The 17,823-nt window shown below is 69.2% G+C and carries 14 protein-coding genes and 1 tRNA gene; 11 read left to right on the plus strand and 4 right to left on the minus strand.

What is annotated here, in order from left to right; genetic code table 11:
* Positions 1-28: 28 nt before the first annotated feature.
* Together CES90_RS01910 and CES90_RS01915 are read right to left on the minus strand one after the other, a co-directional pair.
* Complete coding sequence (locus CES90_RS01910) at positions 29-163, minus strand: SPW_0924 family protein (RefSeq protein ID WP_189781801.1); 135 nt, start codon at positions 161-163, stop codon at positions 29-31.
* A gap of 184 nt (positions 164-347) precedes the next feature.
* Entirely contained in the window at positions 348-2,084 is a 1,737-nt protein-coding gene (locus CES90_RS01915; protein ID WP_189781800.1) for a lytic transglycosylase domain-containing protein, read from the minus strand.
* Between the two features lie 389 nt (positions 2,085-2,473).
* Between CES90_RS01915 and CES90_RS01920 the strand changes: the two genes are divergently transcribed.
* On the plus strand, positions 2,474-3,322 hold the full coding sequence (locus tag CES90_RS01920; protein WP_189781799.1) for a DUF4184 family protein: 849 nt from the start codon (positions 2,474-2,476) through the stop codon (positions 3,320-3,322).
* A 606-nt stretch (positions 3,323-3,928) separates the two neighbouring features.
* Here CES90_RS01920 and polA read toward each other — a convergent pair.
* Positions 3,929-6,655 carry a DNA polymerase I gene (gene polA, locus CES90_RS01925; RefSeq protein ID WP_189781798.1) on the minus strand — a complete coding sequence of 909 codons (2,727 nt, stop codon included), beginning with the start codon at positions 6,653-6,655 and terminating at the stop codon, positions 3,929-3,931.
* A gap of 180 nt (positions 6,656-6,835) precedes the next feature.
* On the opposite strand from polA, the gene CES90_RS01930 reads away from it, so the two are divergent.
* From CES90_RS01930 to CES90_RS01970, 9 genes are all read left to right on the plus strand, one after another.
* A complete protein-coding gene (locus CES90_RS01930) occupies positions 6,836-9,142 on the plus strand; it encodes an FdhF/YdeP family oxidoreductase (protein WP_189781797.1) in 2,307 nt (768 codons plus the stop codon).
* Between the two features lie 93 nt (positions 9,143-9,235).
* Positions 9,236-9,733: a hotdog fold thioesterase gene (locus tag CES90_RS01935; RefSeq protein ID WP_189781796.1), complete on the plus strand. Its 498-nt coding sequence runs from the start codon at positions 9,236-9,238 to the stop codon at positions 9,731-9,733.
* 82 nt (positions 9,734-9,815) lie between these two features.
* Positions 9,816-10,256 (plus strand): hypothetical protein, encoded by a 441-nt coding sequence (locus CES90_RS01940; protein WP_189781795.1) that lies wholly within the window; start codon positions 9,816-9,818, stop codon positions 10,254-10,256.
* On the plus strand, positions 10,253-10,900 hold the full coding sequence (locus CES90_RS01945) for a Tat pathway signal sequence domain protein (RefSeq protein WP_189781794.1): 648 nt from the start codon (positions 10,253-10,255) through the stop codon (positions 10,898-10,900). The genes CES90_RS01940 and CES90_RS01945 overlap by 4 nt, the downstream gene beginning before the upstream one ends.
* A gap of 280 nt (positions 10,901-11,180) precedes the next feature.
* Positions 11,181-12,410, plus strand: coding sequence for a branched-chain amino acid ABC transporter substrate-binding protein (locus tag CES90_RS01950; RefSeq protein ID WP_189781793.1), 1,230 nt, complete (start codon positions 11,181-11,183; stop codon positions 12,408-12,410).
* Positions 12,411-12,518: 108 nt separating this feature from the next.
* On the plus strand, positions 12,519-13,451 hold the full coding sequence (locus tag CES90_RS01955) for a branched-chain amino acid ABC transporter permease (protein ID WP_189781792.1): 933 nt from the start codon (positions 12,519-12,521) through the stop codon (positions 13,449-13,451).
* A 5-nt stretch (positions 13,452-13,456) separates the two neighbouring features.
* Complete coding sequence (locus CES90_RS01960; protein WP_189781791.1) at positions 13,457-15,280, plus strand: branched-chain amino acid ABC transporter permease; 1,824 nt, start codon at positions 13,457-13,459, stop codon at positions 15,278-15,280.
* Positions 15,281-15,283: 3 nt separating this feature from the next.
* Positions 15,284-16,183 (plus strand): ABC transporter ATP-binding protein, encoded by a 900-nt coding sequence (locus CES90_RS01965; protein WP_189781790.1) that lies wholly within the window; start codon positions 15,284-15,286, stop codon positions 16,181-16,183.
* On the plus strand, positions 16,180-16,896 hold the full coding sequence (locus CES90_RS01970) for an ABC transporter ATP-binding protein (protein WP_189781789.1): 717 nt from the start codon (positions 16,180-16,182) through the stop codon (positions 16,894-16,896). Before CES90_RS01965 ends, CES90_RS01970 begins: the two co-directional genes overlap by 4 nt.
* An 81-nt stretch (positions 16,897-16,977) precedes the next feature.
* Here CES90_RS01970 and CES90_RS01975 read toward each other — a convergent pair whose 3' ends face one another.
* Positions 16,978-17,634, minus strand: coding sequence for an ANTAR domain-containing response regulator (locus CES90_RS01975; RefSeq protein ID WP_189781788.1), 657 nt, complete (start codon positions 17,632-17,634; stop codon positions 16,978-16,980).
* Positions 17,635-17,738: 104 nt separating this feature from the next.
* Here CES90_RS01975 and CES90_RS01980 point away from each other — a divergent pair.
* Positions 17,739-17,821, plus strand: a tRNA-Leu gene (locus tag CES90_RS01980).
* Positions 17,822-17,823 lie beyond the last annotated feature (2 nt).

Below are 17,823 nucleotides of genomic sequence, written 5' to 3' on the forward strand. Positions count from 1 at the left end.
CGGCCTCCCTCCCGGATCTCCCGGGTGGTCACGGATGTGCGGGCACGGTCGTCAGCAGTGGCTTCGGTGACGTCTCGCCGGTCGTCGAGCCCAGCAGTGTGATCGTGAAGGCCAGGGCGAACGCCAGGGCGAGACCGGTCGCGGCGGCGACGAGGGCACGCATGGGACCTCCCGACTACGGCCTCCCGGTACGGCCTCCTGGCGGACCGGAACTGATACTTCGTCAGATCCGGCACCGTAGCAACGGTCGGGTGAGATGAGAACAGGTCGCACACACCTGCGGCGCCCCTCTGCGAAAGAGTGGCGCCGCGGATGTCGTATGGAGCATGAAGGACCGTAAGGCCGGACTACGCGCTGGGGCTCGGCGACGCCGACTCGGCCGCCGCCTCCACCTTCAGTTCGACGGTGATGATCCCGCCGCCCTCGGCCTCGATGCGGAGCAGGAACGTGCCGACGGTGTCGTCCGCGTACAGCTTCGGCAGCTTGAGCAGGCCGTTCTCGTCGGTTTCGAGGGCCGTGAGGGCGCGTACGGGCTTGCCGTCGGCGTCCTTGAAGTAGGGGCCCTTGTCGTTGGCGGTCGGGTCGAGGACCGACTTGATGAGCGTCGCCTTCACCGCGACCTTGTCGGCGACCTCGCCCTTGTTGGTGGCCTTCACCTCGACCTGTTCGGCGAACTCGCCGCCCGGGACGCAGGTCAGCGCGGTGGTGGTGGTGCGGGCGAGGGCATCGGCCTGGCGGGCGGTGACGGTCGCCGTGTAGTCGAGGGCGGCCACCGAGCGGCCCACGACCGTGACGCGGATCGTGACGTCGCCGGTCTTCTCGCCGGCCACGAGCGCCGGGGCGGTGGCCGTGCCGGAGCTGTTGGTGACCATGGTGGCGACGCTCTCGCCGCCGGTGAAGGTGGTGTCCGTGTCGCCGACGATGGTGAAGCGGACCCGGACCTTCGCGACGGCCTTGCCCGCCTCGGTCTCGGTGCGGGCGGTGATCTTCCCGGCGAAGGTGTCGCCGGCCGTCGCGGTGAGGTCCGCCGTGCCGGCGTCCTCCAGGTGGTGCACCGTGTCGGTGGGCGTGGGCGGCGGTGGGGTGGTGGGCGGTGGGGTCGGCGGAGTGGTGGAACCGCCGCCCGGCTTGTCGGTGCCCGGCTTGTCGCCGCCCGGCTTGTCGGTGCCCGGCTTCTCCGTCTTCGGCGGCGTCGGGCTGGGGCTCGTCGTGGGGCCGCCGCGGCCGTTGCCGTTGTTGTTGCCGTTGTTGCCGTTGCCGCTCGGCGTCTCGGGCAGCGAGCCGGTGCCGTCCGGGATCTCATGGCTGCCCCTGCGGTAGGACTCCAGCCACGAGATGACGGTGTTGTAGTACGCCGTCGAGTTGTTGTAGCTGAGGATCGCGCTGCGGAGGTTGCCGTCGTTGGACAGGTCCCAGTCGAAGCGGCACAGGTAGTGGCCGGCGGCGAGGGCGGCGTCGTAGATGTTGTTGGGGTCCTTGGCGCCGTCGCTGTTGCCGTCGCGGCCCGCCCACTCCCAGGTGGAGGGGATGAACTGCATGGGGCCGACCGCCCGGTCGTACGTGCTGTCGCCGTCGTACGCGCCGTTGTCGGTGTCGCTGATGTTCGCGAACTCGCCGCCGTTGAGGACCGGGCCGAGGATCTTCGTGTACGTCGTGCCGTCGGCGTCGACGCGGCCGCCACTGGCCTGGCCGGACTCGACCTTGCCGATGGCGGCGAGGAGTTGCCAGGGCAGGTTGCAGCCGGGCTTGGACTCGCGCAGGGACGCCTCTGCCTTCTTGTAGGCGTCGAGGACGGTCGCGGGTATGCCGAGTTCACCGGCGGCGGTCGTGCCCGAGGAGTCGCCCGTGCCGGGCGTCGGGGTGGGGCTGTCGAGGGGCGGAAGGTCCGTGTAATAGCGGGAGTCGGATGCGGCGTCGTCGGCCTGGGGGCTCGCGTCGGGCGAGGGCGAACCGGTGGTCTGTCTGCCTGCGCTGTCGGTGGTCACTCCCGGAGCCTGGGAGGCGGCCAGTGCCGCGACCGCGGCCGCGGCCAGAGCGGTGGTCGCCGCTCCCTTGCGGAGCCTCAAACCGAACTGCGCCGCCATTGAGTGAACCCTCCCCGGTGGTCGATCGCCTTGGCGTTCTTCCGTTTTGGTGCTGCCTCAGGTGCTTTTCCGTTTTGTCCGGAGCTGCTTTCCTGCTCTGATACACCGACTCCGGGCTTCCGCTTTTGGTTGCCCCGATCCGGCTCTCCGTTTTCCGGATGTCCGGCGGCCCCCGCACTCAACGGCGCGGCAACCCAGGCGACCCTACGACAACTTCCGTCGCCCGGGCACCCGTTGGTGCCCGATTTTCACCGATTGGCCTTATCGGTTTCCTGCCGTCGGGGCGTCCGGCATGTACGCGCACGTACGCGGACAACCGGTCGCGCATACTGACAGCCGGTGATCGCCGGGCCCGCCGGGCCGGCCAAAATCCGTCACAGGGGGACGACTTGCCCTTCACGCTGAGCCATGCGGCCGCCGTGCTGCCCGCCCTGCGCGGGGACGGAACCGGGCGTGGACCACTGGTGCCGTCGGTGCTCGTCGCCGGTTCGTTCGCGCCCGACCTGACCTACTACGCGGCGGGCGTGCTGCCCGGGGCCATGGAGTTCGGCGATGTCACGCACTCCTTCACCGGGGTCTTCACCGTGGACATCGTCATCACCTGGGCGCTGGTGGGGTTGTGGCTGATGCTCCGTGAGCCGCTCGTCGCGTTGCTGCCGAGCGGGCGGCGGGCGCGGGCGGCCTCGCTGGTGCGCTGCGGGGCGGGAAGGCGACGGTTCAGTACCTCACTGGCCCTGTGGTGGTATGTCTCCGCCGCGCTCGGCGCGCTGACGCATGTCGTCTGGGACGCGTTCACTCATCTCGACCGGTGGGGGATGCGGCTGTTTCCCGTCCTGGGCGAGGAGATCGCGGGCTGGCCGCTGTACTGGTATCTGCAGTACGGGGGCTCGGCGGTCGCGGCGGTCGTCATCGCGTGGTTCGTCGTCCGTGCGCTGCGCCGGCAGCCGGAGGGCGAGCCCGTGGGGGTGCCGGTGCTCTCCTCGGCCGACCGGTGGGTGTCGGGCGTGGTCATCGGGGGGTGCGCGCTGGTGGCGGCGGTGCAGCGGGTGAGCTACTGGTGGGCGCACTGGGGTTCGATCGCCAAGCCGTACGAGGTGATCCCGACCGTGTGCTTCGGGGCGGGCGCGGGGCTGGTGGTCGGGGTGGTCCTGTACGGCGTCGGGGTCAGGGTCTGGCGCCCCGCTCCCGCTGCGGCGACCGGAGTCGACGCGGAGGCGGACAGCTCGGTCCACCGCTGACCACCCGGCGACGCGGGGGCGCTCCGCTGGGGATGCGGGGCTTGGCGGCGCGCGGGGCGTACGGCGGGACGTGGCCGAGCAGCGCCGGCAGGGGGTGGGTGAGCGCCCAGGGGATCCGGGTGCGCGCCCGGCGGAGGTAGGGCGTCCACGGGAGGGTGCGCCGCCAGGGAAGGCGTGTTCGCACCCGGGGGAAGCGGGTGGCACCTGTCGCGGTACGGCGGTGAAGCGTGCGTATACCCATGCGGGCATCCTTACGCCGACGCTCCGCCCGGGGCGCCTTGGTGAGGGCCAGGCGGGTGACGCGACGCTCCGCGAGGAGGAGCTCGGCGGCGTCTTGCCAGGGCGGGGCCCGTTCGGCCCCGCCGGACAGCGTCGTGCAGGTTGCTCGCCGTAGCGGCGGATTGTCGGGGGCGGCGGAGGGACTGAGCGCTCGGAGGGTTCACGATGCCGGCCTCGGCCCAGCAGAGGTCGAGACCCGCGCGAAGGGGCCCGGCGTCTTGCTGTGCCGGGCCCCTTCGCTGTGCGCCGGGTCCTCCGAATTCGCTGTGCTCCAGGTCTTCCGGGGTCTTCCGAACGCCGGATGAGACCTGGCCCGTTCGCCGGAGGCTAGTGCGCTGCTGATTCCCAGTCCGGGCCGGCGCCGACGGAGACATCGAGGGGAGCCCTCAGGTGTACGGCGTTGGCCATTTCCCGGCGGACCAGTTCCTCGGCGCGGGCGCGTTCGCCGGGGGCGATTTCCAGGACGATTTCGTCATGGACCTGGAGGAGCATGCGGGAGGTGAGGCCGGCTTCGTCCAGGGCGCGGCCGACGTTCAGCATGGCGATCTTGACGATGTCGGCGGCCGTGCCCTGGATGGGCGCGTTCAGGGCCATCCGCTCGGCGGCCTCGCGGCGCTGACGGTTGTCGCTGTTGAGGTCGGGGAGGTAGCGGCGGCGACCGAAGAGCGTCGCCGTGTAGCCCGTCGCCCTCGCCTCGTCCACGACCCGGCGCAGATAGTCGCGTACGCCGCCGTAGCGCTCGAAGTACGCGTCGATCAGGGTGCGGGCCTCGCCCGCGTCGATGTTCAGCTGCTGGGAGAGGCCGAACGCCGACAGGCCGTAGGCCAGGCCGTACGACATCGCCTTGATCTTGCGTCGCATCTCGGCGTCCACCGCCGCGGGCTCGACCCCGAACACCTGGGCGGCGGCCGTGGTGTGCAGGTCCTCGCCCGAGGTGAACGCCTCGATCAGGCCCGCGTCCTCGGAGAGGTGGGCCATGACGCGGAGCTCGATCTGGCTGTAGTCCGCCGTCATCAGGGACTCGTAGCCCTCGCCGACGACGAAGCCGCGGCGGATGGCGCGGCCCTCGTCGGTGCGAACCGGGACGTTCTGGAGGTTGGGGTCCGTGGACGACAGACGGCCGGTGGCGGCGACGGTCTGGCTGAAGCTCGTGTGGATGCGGCCGTCCGCGGCGATCGTCTTGATCAGGCCCTCGACGGTGACGCGCAGCTTCGCCTGCTCGCGGTGGCGGAGCATGATGACCGGCAGTTCGTTGTCGGTCTGGGTGGCGAGCCAGGCCAGGGCGTCGGCGTCCGTGGTGTATCCGGTCTTCGTGCGCTTCGTCTTCGGCAGGGCCAGCTCGCCGAAGAGGACCTCCTGAAGCTGCTTGGGCGAGCCCAGGTTGAACTCGTGCCCGGCCGCCGCGTGCGCCTCCTTCACCGCCTGCTGCACGGCGCCCGCGAACATCTGCTCCATGGCCTCCATATGGGCCCGGTCCGCAGCGATGCCGTGCCGCTCCATGCGGGCCAGCAGCGCGGAGGTGGGCAGCTCCACGTCACGGAGGAGGTCCGCCGCGCCGACCTCCGTCAGGCGGGCCTCGAAGGCCTCGCCCAGGTCGAGGATCGCGCGGGCCTGCACCATCAGCGCGTCGGCCTCGGCACCCTCGTCCGCGCCGAAGGCCAGCTGACCGTCGGCGGTGGCGGCGGGGGCCAGCTCGCGGCCCAGGTACTCCAGGGACAGGGCGTCCAGGTCGAAGGAGCGGCGGCCCGGCTTGACGAGGTAGGCGGCGAGGGCGGTGTCCATGGTGATGCCCTCTATGGTCCAGCCGTGCTCGGCGAAGACCCGCATCGCGCCCTTGGCGTTGTGGAACACCTTCGGCCTGGCGGTGTCGGCGAGCCAGGCGGCCCACGCGTTCTCGTCCGCCTCGTCGAGCTGGGTCGGGTCGAACCAGGCGGCCGTTCCGTCGGCGGCGGCGAGCGCGATCTCGGCGACCGAGCCGGTACCCAGCGCCCAGGCGTCGACCGTGGCGACGCCGAGGGGCGCCGTGCCGTGCTCGGTGAGCCACGGGGCGAGCTCGCCGGAGCCGAGCACCGTGCCGTCCACCTCGACGCCGGCGGCGACCGGCTGTCCGGCGTCGGCCTCCTCGGCCCCCGGGTCGACGGCCAGCAGGCGCTCACGCAGCGACGGGTTGCGGATCTCCAGGGTGTCCAGGACCATCGCGACGGACTTGCGGTCGTACGGCGCACGCTCCAGGTCGGCGACACCCTTGGGGAGTTCGACCGTGCGCACCATTTCCGTGAGGCGGCGGTTGAGCTTGACCGCCTCCAGGTGGTCGCGGAGGTTCTGCCCGGCCTTGCCCTTGACCTCCTCGACGCGCTCGACCAGCTCCGCGAACGAACCGAACTGGTTGATCCACTTCGCGGCGGTCTTCTCACCGACGCCGGGGATGCCGGGCAGGTTGTCGGACGGGTCACCGCGCAGGGCCGCGAAGTCCGGGTACTGGGACGGGGTGAGGCCGTACTTCTCGAACACCTTCTCCGGGGTGAAGCGGGTCAGCTCCGAGACGCCCTTCGTCGGGTAGAGCACGGTGGTGTGCTCGCTGACGAGCTGGAAGGAGTCGCGGTCGCCGGTGACGATGAGGACCTCGAAGCCCTCGGCCTCGGCCTGGGTGGCGAGGGTGGCGATGATGTCGTCCGCCTCGTAGCCGTCGACCGCGAAGCGGACCGCGTGCATCGCGTCCAGCAGCTCGCCGATCAGCTCGACCTGGCCCTTGAACTCGTCCGGGGTCTTCGAGCGGTTCGCCTTGTACTCGGTGAACTCCTCCGAGCGCCAGGTCTTGCGAGAGACGTCGAACGCCACCGCGAAGTGGGTGGGCGCCTCGTCGCGCAGCGTGTTCGCCAGCATCGACGCGAAGCCGTAGATCGCGTTCGTCGGCTGGCCCGTCGCGGTCGTGAAGTTCTCCGCGGGCAGCGCGAAGAACGCGCGGTAGGCCAGCGAGTGCCCGTCCATGAGCATGAGCCGGGGACGGCTGCCGCCGGGGGTGCTTTCGGTCTTCTTCGATGCTGTCTCTGCCACGACCCCGATCCTGCCACGTACCACTGACAGCCGACCCACGCCCGCCGCCTCCGGCGACCGGAGCAGGGATCCTGGGCCGGACCGAGCGCTTCCCCACCCCCACACCCACCGCCTCCTCCGTGCGAGGATCGGTGGCGTACCTCATGTCTGAAGCACATGTCACGCGAATGGGGAGCAGCGATGGCCGGGAAGGCGCCGAAGAGTGATCCGGTTCAGGATGCGCCGCAGGTCGCGGGGCCGAAGCATGCGGCGGCGGGGTTGCCGGCGATCGGGCACACCTTGCGGATCTCGCAGCAGCAGATGGGGGTCAAGCGGACCGCGCTGACGTTGTTGCGGGTCAATCAGAAGGACGGGTTCGACTGCCCCGGGTGCGCCTGGCCGGAGCCGGAGCACCGGCACACCGCGGAGTTCTGTGAGAACGGTGCGAAGGCGGTCGCCGAGGAGGCCACCCTGCGCCGGGTCACTCCTGAGTTCTTCGCCGCCCATACGGTGGCCGATCTGGCTACACGCAGTGGCTACTGGCTGGGTCAGCAGGGGCGGCTCACGCATCCCATGTATCTCCCCGAAGGGGGCGACCGGTACGAGCCGGTGTCCTGGGAGCGTGCCTTCGACATCGTCGCCGAGGAGCTGGGCGCCCTCGGTTCCCCGGACGAGGCCCTCTTCTACACCTCGGGGCGGACGAGCAACGAGGCCGCGTTCCTGTACCAGCTGTTCGCCCGCGAGTTCGGCACGAACAACCTGCCGGACTGCTCCAACATGTGCCACGAGTCGTCGGGCTCCGCGCTCTCCGAGACGATCGGCGTCGGCAAGGGCAGCGTCCTGCTGGAGGACCTGTACAAGGCCGACCTGATCGTCGTCGCCGGGCAGAACCCGGGGACCAATCACCCCCGCATGCTCTCCGCCCTGGAGAAGGCCAAGGCCAACGGGGCGAAGATCATCACCGTGAATCCGCTGCCCGAGGCCGGTCTGGAGCGGTTCAAGAACCCGCAGACCCCACAGGGCATGTTCAAGGGTGCCGCCCTCACCGACCTGTTCCTGCAGATCCGCATCGGCGGCGACCAGGCCCTGTTCCGCCTCCTCAACAAGCTGGTCCTCGAGACGGACGGCGCGGTCGACGAGGCATTCGTCCGCGAACACACCCATGGCTTCGAGGAGTTCGCCGAAGCCGCCCGCGCCGCCGACTGGGACGAGACGCTCACCGCGACCGGACTCACCCAGGAACAGATCCAACAGGCCCTGCGCATGGTCCTCGCCTCCCAGCGCACCATCGTCTGCTGGGCCATGGGCCTCACCCAGCACAAGCACTCCGTGCCGACCATCCGCGAGGTCGTCAACTTCCTGCTGCTGCGCGGCAACATCGGCCGCCCGGGCGCGGGCGTGTGCCCCGTGCGCGGTCACTCGAACGTGCAGGGCGACCGCACGATGGGCATCTTCGAGCGGCCCGCCCCGGCCTTCCTGGACGCCCTGGAGAGGGAGTTCGGCTTCACGCCGCCCCGGGAGCACGGCTACGACGTCGTACGGGCCATCAGGGCCATGCGGGACGACAAGGCGAAGGTGTTCTTCGCCATGGGTGGCAACTTCGTGTCGGCATCCCCCGACACGGAGGTGACCGAGGCGGCGATGCGCCGGGCCCGGCTCACCGTGCACGTGTCGACGAAGCTGAACCGCTCGCACGCGGTCACGGGCGCGCGGGCGCTGATCCTGCCGACCCTCGGCCGCACCGAGCGCGATCTGCAGGTCGGCCCGAACGGGAAAAGCACAGAGCAGTTCGTGACCGTCGAGGACTCGATGGGCATGGTGCACGCCTCACGCGGCCGTCTGGAGCCCGCGAGCGGGCAACTGCTGTCCGAGCCGGCGATCGTGTGCCGGCTCGCCCGCCGGGTCCTCGGCGAGGACAGCCGTACACCGTGGGAGGAGTTCGAGAAGGACTACGCGACGATCCGCGACCGTATCGCGCGCGTGGTCCCCGGTTTCGAGGACTTCAACGCGCGCGTGACTGATACTGCTGGTCGCCACGGCGGCTTCGCCCTCCCGCACGCCCCGCGCGACGAGCGCCGCTTCCCCACGGCCACCGGCAAGGCCAACTTCACGGCCGCCCCCGTGGAGTACCCGCGGCTGCCCGAGGGCCGGCTCCTGCTGCAGACGCTGCGCTCGCACGACCAGTACAACACCACGATCTACGGTCTGGACGACCGCTACCGGGGCATCAAGAACGGCCGCCGGGTCGTGCTGGTCAACCCCGAGGACGCCCAGGAGCTGAACATCGCCGACGGCTCCTACGTCGACCTCGTCGGCGAGTGGAAGGACGGTGTGGAGCGTCGCGCCCCCGGCTTCCGTGTCGTGCACTACCCGACGGCCCGCGGCTGCGCGGCCGCCTACTACCCGGAGACGAACGTCCTGGTCCCGCTGGACTCCACCGCCGACACCAGCAACACCCCGGCCAGCAAGTCCGTCGTGGTCCGTCTGGAACAATCGTCGACCGACTGAGCGTTTGCTCAGCAGGGCCGGTGTGCGACCGCCGGCGGCCGATGATCGACGAAGGCCGCCGACGGCCCACTGAACGACGGAGAACGGAGCCCCATGGGCGAGCAGCACCACGTGAAGTTCCCGCAAGAGGTCATAGACGAGTACGCGGCCCTGGGCATCGACCTGGTCGCGATGTTCTCCGCGGGGCACCTTGGCACCCGTATGGGCGTGCAGATCGTGGAGGCCTCGGCCGACCGCGTCGTCGGCACGATGCCGGTGGAGGGCAACACCCAGCCGTACGGGCTGCTGCACGGCGGCGCGTCCGCCGTGCTCGCCGAGACCCTGGGGTCGGTCGGCTCCATGCTGCACGCGGGCAGCTCCAAGATCGCCGTGGGTGTCGACCTGAACTGCACGCACCACCGGGGCGTCCGCTCCGGGCTGGTGACCGGCGTCGCCACACCGCTGCACCGGGGGCGCTCGACGGCCACGTACGAGATCGCCATCAGCGACGAGAGCGGCAAGCGGGTGTGCACGGCCCGGCTGACCTGTCTGCTGCGCGACGTCAGCCCGGTCGACGCACAGCGGCCGGCGGTGAACGGTCGGGCCGACTGACACGAGGCACCTCCACCGACAGGGCCGCCAAGCCCGCCCCCGCAGGCTGGCACGGCCCGCGGACAGGCCCTAGCGTCAAGGCATGGCAACGGGAGGAGTGCGCGGATGGGCGGCCGCGCTCGGGCCGGCGCTGCTGATCGGCGCTCTGCTCACAGGATGCGGACAGCCGGGTTCGACGGACGGGTCCGGGTCGACCGCAGGGCCTGGGTCGACGGACAGGTCGGGGAACGCGGGCCCGACCGATTCGCCGTCGGCCACCGCCACACCACCCGAGGAACTGTGTACGAAGGTCGTCGCGTACTGGTCACGGAAGACACTGGACGACGACACCTACGGGGACTACCAGTCGATGGGGCTGTCGAACGGCCAGTACGAGATCCTGCGGAAGGTAGTCGACGCCGCCCGGGCCGAGCAGAAACGCGCGGGCACCAAGGCCGCGGAGCGGCTGATCGACCGGCGGACACGCGCGGGCTGCGAGGAGTGGTACCGCGAGGGCGGTCCGAGCAACGGGCCCTGGCAGTGAGCGGGGTCGGCCCCGTCGAGCCCGGCGAGGGCACGCGCGCGTGGGACACCCCGGAAGCGAGCACCCCGGAGGCGAGCAGCGCGCCTGCGCCGTCGCCCCCTCCCGGCCCACTCGCGGGCTTGTACGCGCGGCACCGCCGTACCGTCCTCGCCTCGACGACGGCCGTCGTCCTCCTCGCGGGCGGCGGCTACCTGTATGCCACCCGCCCCGAGCCGCCGGCGCCACCCGCCCCGCCGTACCCCTCCCAGGTCGTCGCGGTCGCCTATCTGGGCCCGGCGAGCCCGTCCGAGGGCGCGCCGAGCGGGAGTTTCGGTTTTGAGACGGAGCTGACCGTGGAGTCCGGTCCCCCGGTCACGGTCGAGCGGATGACCCAGCCGTACGACGACCTCTCCCTGACCTCGGATCCCCGCCCTCCGTTCCGGACGGAGAGCGGCCACACCCGCAAGATCGTCATCACGATGAGCGTCACAGATTGCGGAAAAGTGCCGGAGAACGCCGGACTGCCTTTCCTCGACGTAACTCTACGTAATGCGCGCGCAATACAAGTCCACAGTTTCATCTTGGGTGAGCGCTATGCGCGGGACCTCTCCGACGCCCTTCAGGTCGCCTGTCGCAACGATTCCGCGTCATCACCAAAAACGTGAACACCCCTGACCTCACCCATGCCGGTCCTGCACGTTCTCAGCATGCGGACAGGGCGAATCAGCCTGAATTCCGCGGATCCACCCACTGAGTACCGCTCTGCATTACCTCGTGTCATAACAAGAGCGTCACAGCCTTGGCCAGACTCTCCTCCACGTTCCCTACACACGCTTAGAGTCACGCCCAGTCACCGCGCCAACGGAATCGAAGCCATGTCTTCGGCCCAGCGCTCGACTCGGCCCCTTCCAAACAGGAAGGGCCGTGCCAGGGAAAGGACTGATCGTGCGTCAACGTTCGCTCATCGCCATCACCGCCGCGCTGGCGGCGGGAGCACTCACACTCACCGCCTGCGGCTCGCGCGACGAGGGCAACGGCGGCTCGGACGCCGGCAGCGGCACCACCGTCGTCATCGGCGTCGACGCCCCGCTGACCGGTGACCTCTCCGCCATGGGACTCGGCATCAAGAACTCCGCCGACCTCGCCGCGAAGACGGCCAACAAGGAGAAGTACGTCGACGGCATAACCTTCAAGATCGAAGCCCTCGACGACCAGGCCCAGCCCTCCTCCGGCCAGCAGAACGCGGTCACCTTCGTCGCCAAAAAGGACATCCTCGGCGCCGTCGGCCCGCTGAACTCCTCCGTCGCCGAGTCGATGCAGAAGGTCTTCGACGACGCCAAGCTCGTCCAGGTCTCCCCGGCCAACACCGGACCGACGCTGACCCAGGGCGCCGACTGGCAGACCAAGAAGGTCCGCCCGTACAAGTCGTACTTCCGCACCGCGACCACGGACGCCATCCAGGGCCCGTTCGCCGCGCAGTACCTGTACAACGACGCCAAGAAGAAGAAGGTCTTCGTCATCGACGACAAGAAGACCTACGGCGCCGGCCTCGCCGCCACCTTCACCACCGAATTCAAGAAGCTCGGCGGCGAAGTCGTCGGCACCGAGCACATCAACCCCGAGACCAAGGACTTCTCCGCGGTCGCCACCAAGGTCAAGAACTCCGGCGCCGACGTCGTCTACTACGGCGGCGAGTACCCGCAGTCCGGCCCCCTGACCAAGCAGATCAAGGCCGCCGGCGCCAAGGTCCCCGTCGTCGGCGGCGACGGCATGTACGACCCCGAGTACATCAACCTCGGCGGCAGCGCCAGCACCGGCGACTACGCCACCTCCGTCGGCGCCCCCGTCGAGGAACTGCCCTCCGCCAAGGACTTCGTCGCCGACTACAAGGCCGCGGGCTACAAGGAGCCCTACTCCGCCTACGGCGGCTACTCCTACGACTCCACGTGGGCCATCATCGAAGCCGTGAAGAAGGTCGTCGAGGACAACGACGGCAAGCTTCCCGACGACGCCCGCGCCAAGATCACCGAGGCCATGCAGAACGTCTCCTTCGACGGCGTGACCGGCAAGGTCGCCTTCGACGAATACGGCGACACGACCAACAAGCAGCTCACCGTGTACCAGGTCGAGGGCGGGGAGTGGAAGGCGGTCAAGTCCGGCACCTACTCCGGCTGACCCAACCCGCACATTCATGAGCCGCGCGGGGCGCTGCACCAAAGCGCCCCGCGCGGACTCACATCCGGTCACATTCGTCGAATATCCGAAAGTCTCGGAGGACATGCGGTGAACGAACTGCCGCAGCAGCTGGTCAACGGCCTGCTACTAGGATCCATGTACGGGCTGGTCGCCATTGGCTACACGATGGTCTATGGCATCGTCCAGCTCATCAACTTCGCCCACGGTGAGATCTTCATGCTGGGCGGCTTCGGCGCCATCACGGTGTACCTGTACGTACTCCCCGACGGCACCACCATGTGGGTGGCACTCCCCCTCATGCTCCTCGGCGGCATCATCGTCGCCGTACTCGCCGCCGTCGGCGCCGAACGGCTCGCCTACCGCCCCCTGCGCAGCGCGCCACGCCTCGCCCCCCTCATCACCGCCATCGGCCTCTCCCTGGCACTCCAGCAGGCCGTGTGGGCGTGGTACCCGGAGGCCAAGGAGTCCATCAACTTCCCGCAGATCGAGGGCGGCCCCTTCGAGATCGGCAACGTCACCATCCAGACCGGTGACATCTTCCTGCTGATCGCCGCCCCGATCAGCATGGCGGTCCTCGCGTACTTCGTCATGAAGACCCGCACCGGGCGCGGCATGCAGGCCACCGCCCAGGACCCCGACACTGCCAAGCTCATGGGCATCAACACCGACCGCATCATCGTGATCGCCTTCGCCCTCGGCGCCGCGTTCGCCGCCGTCGGAGCCGTCGCCTACGGCCTCAAGTACGGCCAGGTCCAGTTCCGCATGGGCTTCATCCTCGGCCTCAAGGCCTTCACCGCAGCCGTCCTCGGCGGCATCGGCAACATCTACGGCGCCATGCTCGGCGGTGTCGTCCTCGGCCTCGCCGAAGCGCTGTCCACCGCCTACATCGCCGACATCCCCGGCATGGCACAGTTCGGCAGCCAGTCCTGGGCCGACGTCTGGGCGTTCGTACTCCTCATCCTCGTGCTCCTGTTCAGGCCACAGGGCCTGCTCGGCGAGCGCGTGGCGGACAGGGCGTGACACCGATGACCACACAGACCACCACCTCCACCACCTCGGCCAAGCACGACAGCACCCCCAAGGGCGCCATCGGCATCCCCGAGAACATCGGCCGCGCCCTCGCCACCGGCGGCGGCGTCCTCGCCGTCATCTCCACCTTCCTCGCCTGGACCTGGACCGCCGCCTTCCCCGGCAACCTCACCGTCTACGGCTACCCCGGCGGCCTCCAGGTCCTCGTCCTCATCGGCGGCGCCCTCACCGCCCTGTTCGGCCTCGCCTCCTACGGCATCAAGGGCCTGCGCTGGCTCACCCCCGCCGGCGCCGACAGCTCCATCAAACTCGCCGCACTCGGCACCTTCGTCACCGCCTGGTACACGATCCTCGCGATCAGCATCCAGCTCGGCGGCCTCGTCAACCTCGAACCCGGCGGCTACATCGCCGCCATCGTCACCCTCGCCGCCTTCCTCGGCGCCCTCGCCCTGCCCTTCACCCGGCCGGAACCCGAGATCGCCGACCCCGAGGACACCGCCTGGGAAGAGTTCCAACTCGGCGCCCGCAACACCTGGGCCGTCGTCAAGGCCTGCTTCGCCACCGGCACCCCCGCCCCCGCCCGCACACTCCCCGCCTACGCCGAAATCCTCGTCATCGTCGCGGCCATGGCCCTCGGCCTGATCGTCTTCACCTACGGCATCGGCACCGAATACGACGAACTCTTCGTCGGCTTCCTCATCACCGCCGGCTTCGGCTTCGGCGCCCTCGCCAAGTCCGGGCTCGTGGCCCGGGTCTCGGCGATCACCGGCAAGCACCGCACCATCACCATGACCGGCGCGTTCCTCGCAGCCGCCGCCTTCCCCTTCACCCAGTCCGACGACCAGTACGCGACCATCGGCGTCTACATCCTGATCTTCGCCACCGTCGCACTCGGCCTCAACATCGTCGTCGGCCTCGCCGGCCTCCTCGACCTCGGATACGTCGCCTTCCTCGGCGTCGGCGCCTACACCGCGGCCATGGTCTCCGGCTCCCCCTCCTCCCCCTTCGACATCCACCTGCCGTTCTGGGCCTCCGCCCTCCTCGGCGCCGTCGTCGCCATGATCTTCGGCGTCATCATCGGCGCCCCCACCCTCCGACTGCGCGGCGACTACCTCGCCATCGTCACCCTCGGCTTCGGTGAGATCTTCCGCCTCGCCGTCCTCAACATGGACGGCACCTCCGGCCCCGACATCACCAACGGCTCCAACGGCATCTCCTCGATCCCGAACCTCAACATCTTCGGCTTCGACTTCGGCCAAGAGCACAGCATCGGCGGATTCACCATCGCGCGATTCGCCAACTACTTCTTCCTGATGCTCCTCATCACGCTCGTCGTCGTGGTGGTCTTCCGACGCAGCAGCGACTCCCGCATCGGCCGCGCCTGGATCGCCATCCGCGAGGACGAGACGGCCGCACTCGCCATGGGCATCAACGGCTTCCGCGTCAAGCTCATCGCGTTCGCACTGGGTGCCGCCCTCGCCGGCCTCGCCGGCACGGTTCAGGCCCACGTGACCTACACGGTGACGCCCGAGCAGTACCAGTTCGCCCACGTGGTCCCGCCGAACTCGGCGTTCCTCCTGGCAGCGGTCGTCCTCGGCGGCATGGGCACCATCAGCGGCCCTCTCGTCGGTGCCGCACTGCTCTACCTCATCCCCGCCAAGCTCCAGTTCCTCGGCGACTACCAGCTCTTCGCCTTCGGCCTGGCACTCGTGATCCTCATGCGCTTCCGCCCCGAGGGCCTCATCCCCAACCGGCGCCGCCAGCTGGAATTCCACGAAGAGGCCGAAGCACCCACAGTCCTCAGCAAGGCAGGGGCCTGACCCATGACCACCGACACCACCACCAAGGGCACCACCGCCACCGGTGAGACCGTGCTCGACGCCCGCGGCGTCACCATGCGCTTCGGCGGCCTCACCGCCGTACGCAACGTCAACCTCACCGTCAACAGCGGCGAGATCGTCGGACTCATCGGCCCCAACGGCGCCGGCAAGACGACCTTCTTCAACTGCCTCACCGGCCTCTACATCCCCACCGAAGGCGAAGTCCGGTACAAGGGCCAGGTCCTGCCACCCAAGTCCTTCAAGGTCACCGCGGCCGGCATCGCGCGCACGTTCCAGAACATCCGACTGTTCGCCAACATGACAGTCCTGGAAAACGTGCTCGTCGGCCGCCACACAAGGACCAAGGAGGGCCTGTGGTCCGCGCTGCTGCGCGGCCCCGGCTTCCACAAGGCCGAGGCGGCCTCCCGCGAACGGGCCATGGAACTCCTGGAGTTCGTCGGCCTCGACGCCAAGGCCGAACACCTCGCCCGCAACCTCCCCTACGGCGAACAGCGCAAACTGGAGATCGCGCGAGCGCTCGCCAGCGAGCCCGGCCTGCTCCTGCTCGACGAGCCCACAGCAGGCATGAACCCCCAGGAGACGCGGGCCACCGAGGAACTCGTCTTCGCCATCCGCGACAAGGGCATCGCCGTCCTCGTCATCGAGCACGACATGCGGTTCATCTTCAACCTCTGCGACCGCGTCGCCGTCCTCGTCCAGGGCGAAAAACTCGTCGAAGGCGACAGCGCCACCGTCCAGGGCGACGAACGCGTCGTCGCCGCCTACCTCGGCGAACCCTTCGAAGACGCACCCGGCAAGGAGGAAGTCGCGGAAGTCGAGGCCGCCGAAGCACACGCCGAGGCCTCCACGGACGCCGCGCCCGGCAAGGAGAACGACCGATGACCGCACTGCTCGAAGTCGAAGACCTCCGGGTCGCCTACGGCAAGATCGAAGCCGTCAAAGGCATCTCCTTCAAGGTCAACGCCGGCGAAGTCGTCACCCTCATCGGCACCAACGGCGCCGGCAAGACCACAACCCTGCGCACCCTGTCCGGTCTCCTGAAGCCCGCCGGCGGCCAGATCAAGTTCAACGGCAGATCGCTCAAGAAGATCCCCGCGCACAACATCGTCTCGCTCGGACTCGCCCACTCCCCCGAAGGGCGGCACATCTTCCCGCGCATGACCATCGAGGACAACCTCCGCCTCGGTGCGTTCCTGCGCAGCGACAAGCCCGGCATCGAGAAGGACATCCAGCGCGCCTACGACCTCTTCCCCATCCTGGGAGAGCGCCGCAAGCAGGCCGCCGGAACCCTCTCGGGTGGTGAGCAGCAGATGCTGGCCATGGGCCGCGCGCTCATGTCCCAGCCCAAGCTCCTCATGCTCGACGAGCCCTCCATGGGCCTCTCCCCGATCATGATGCAGAAGATCATGGCCACCATCGCCGAGCTGAAGTCCCAGGGCACGACCATCCTGCTCGTCGAGCAGAACGCCCAAGCGGCGCTCTCCCTCGCCGACCAGGGCCACGTCATGGAAATCGGCAAGATCGTCCTCTCCGGCACGGGCTCCGACCTGCTGGTCGACGAGTCGGTCCGCAAGGCGTACCTCGGCGAGGACTAGCCTCCGGCCCACATACGACGAGGCCCGCACCCCTGTGGAAGGGGGTGCGGGCCTCGTCGCATGTATACGTACGCGGGCGGGTCAGCCCTTCGCGGCCTTCTTCTCCTCGGCGTCCTGAATGACCGCCTCCGCGACCTGCTGCATCGACATACGACGGTCCATGGAGGTCTTCTGAATCCACCGGAAGGCCGCCGGCTCCGTCAGCCCGTACTCGGTCTGCAGAATCGACTTCGCCCGGTCCACGAGCTTGCGGGTCTCCAGACGGAGGGTGAGGTCGGCGACCTCCTTCTCCAACTCCTTCAACTCCGTGAACCGGGACACCGCCATCTCGATCGCCGGCACGACATCACTCTTGCTGAACGGCTTCACGAGGTACGCCATCGCACCGGCATCCCGAGCACGCTCGACGAGGTCGCGCTGCGAGAACGCCGTCAGCATCAGCACGGGCGCGATGCGCTCCTCGGCGATCTTCTCGGCGGCGGAGATGCCATCCATCTTGGGCATCTTCACATCGAGGATCACAAGATCCGGCTGGTGCTCCCGGGCCAGCTCGATGGCCTGCTCACCGTCACCGGCCTCGCCTACGACGCTGTAGCCCTCCTCTTCGAGCATCTCCTTCAGGTCGAGGCGGATCAACGCCTCGTCCTCGGCGATGACGACACGGGTCGTCAGCGGAGGCACGTGCGACTTGTCGTCGTCGGGCGCGTCTACGGGCTGGGGCGACTCGGGGGCGGTCACGGGGGCTCCTTGCTGCGGGCCGGGCAGGTACTGCTGCCCTTGCAGCCTACCTAGAGGCAAGGACCTGCGGAGACCCGGTACACTTCCTGCGAGCTGTATGGCTTGCCCGGTTGGAGGAACTGGTCAGACTCGCGGTGCTCAAACCACCGTGCCTTAGGGCATGTGGGTTCGAATCCCACACCGGGCACC

Origin of the sequence: Streptomyces capitiformicae, assembly GCF_002214185.1 — a bacterium.
Lineage (GTDB): Bacteria > Actinomycetota > Actinomycetes > Streptomycetales > Streptomycetaceae > Streptomyces > Streptomyces capitiformicae.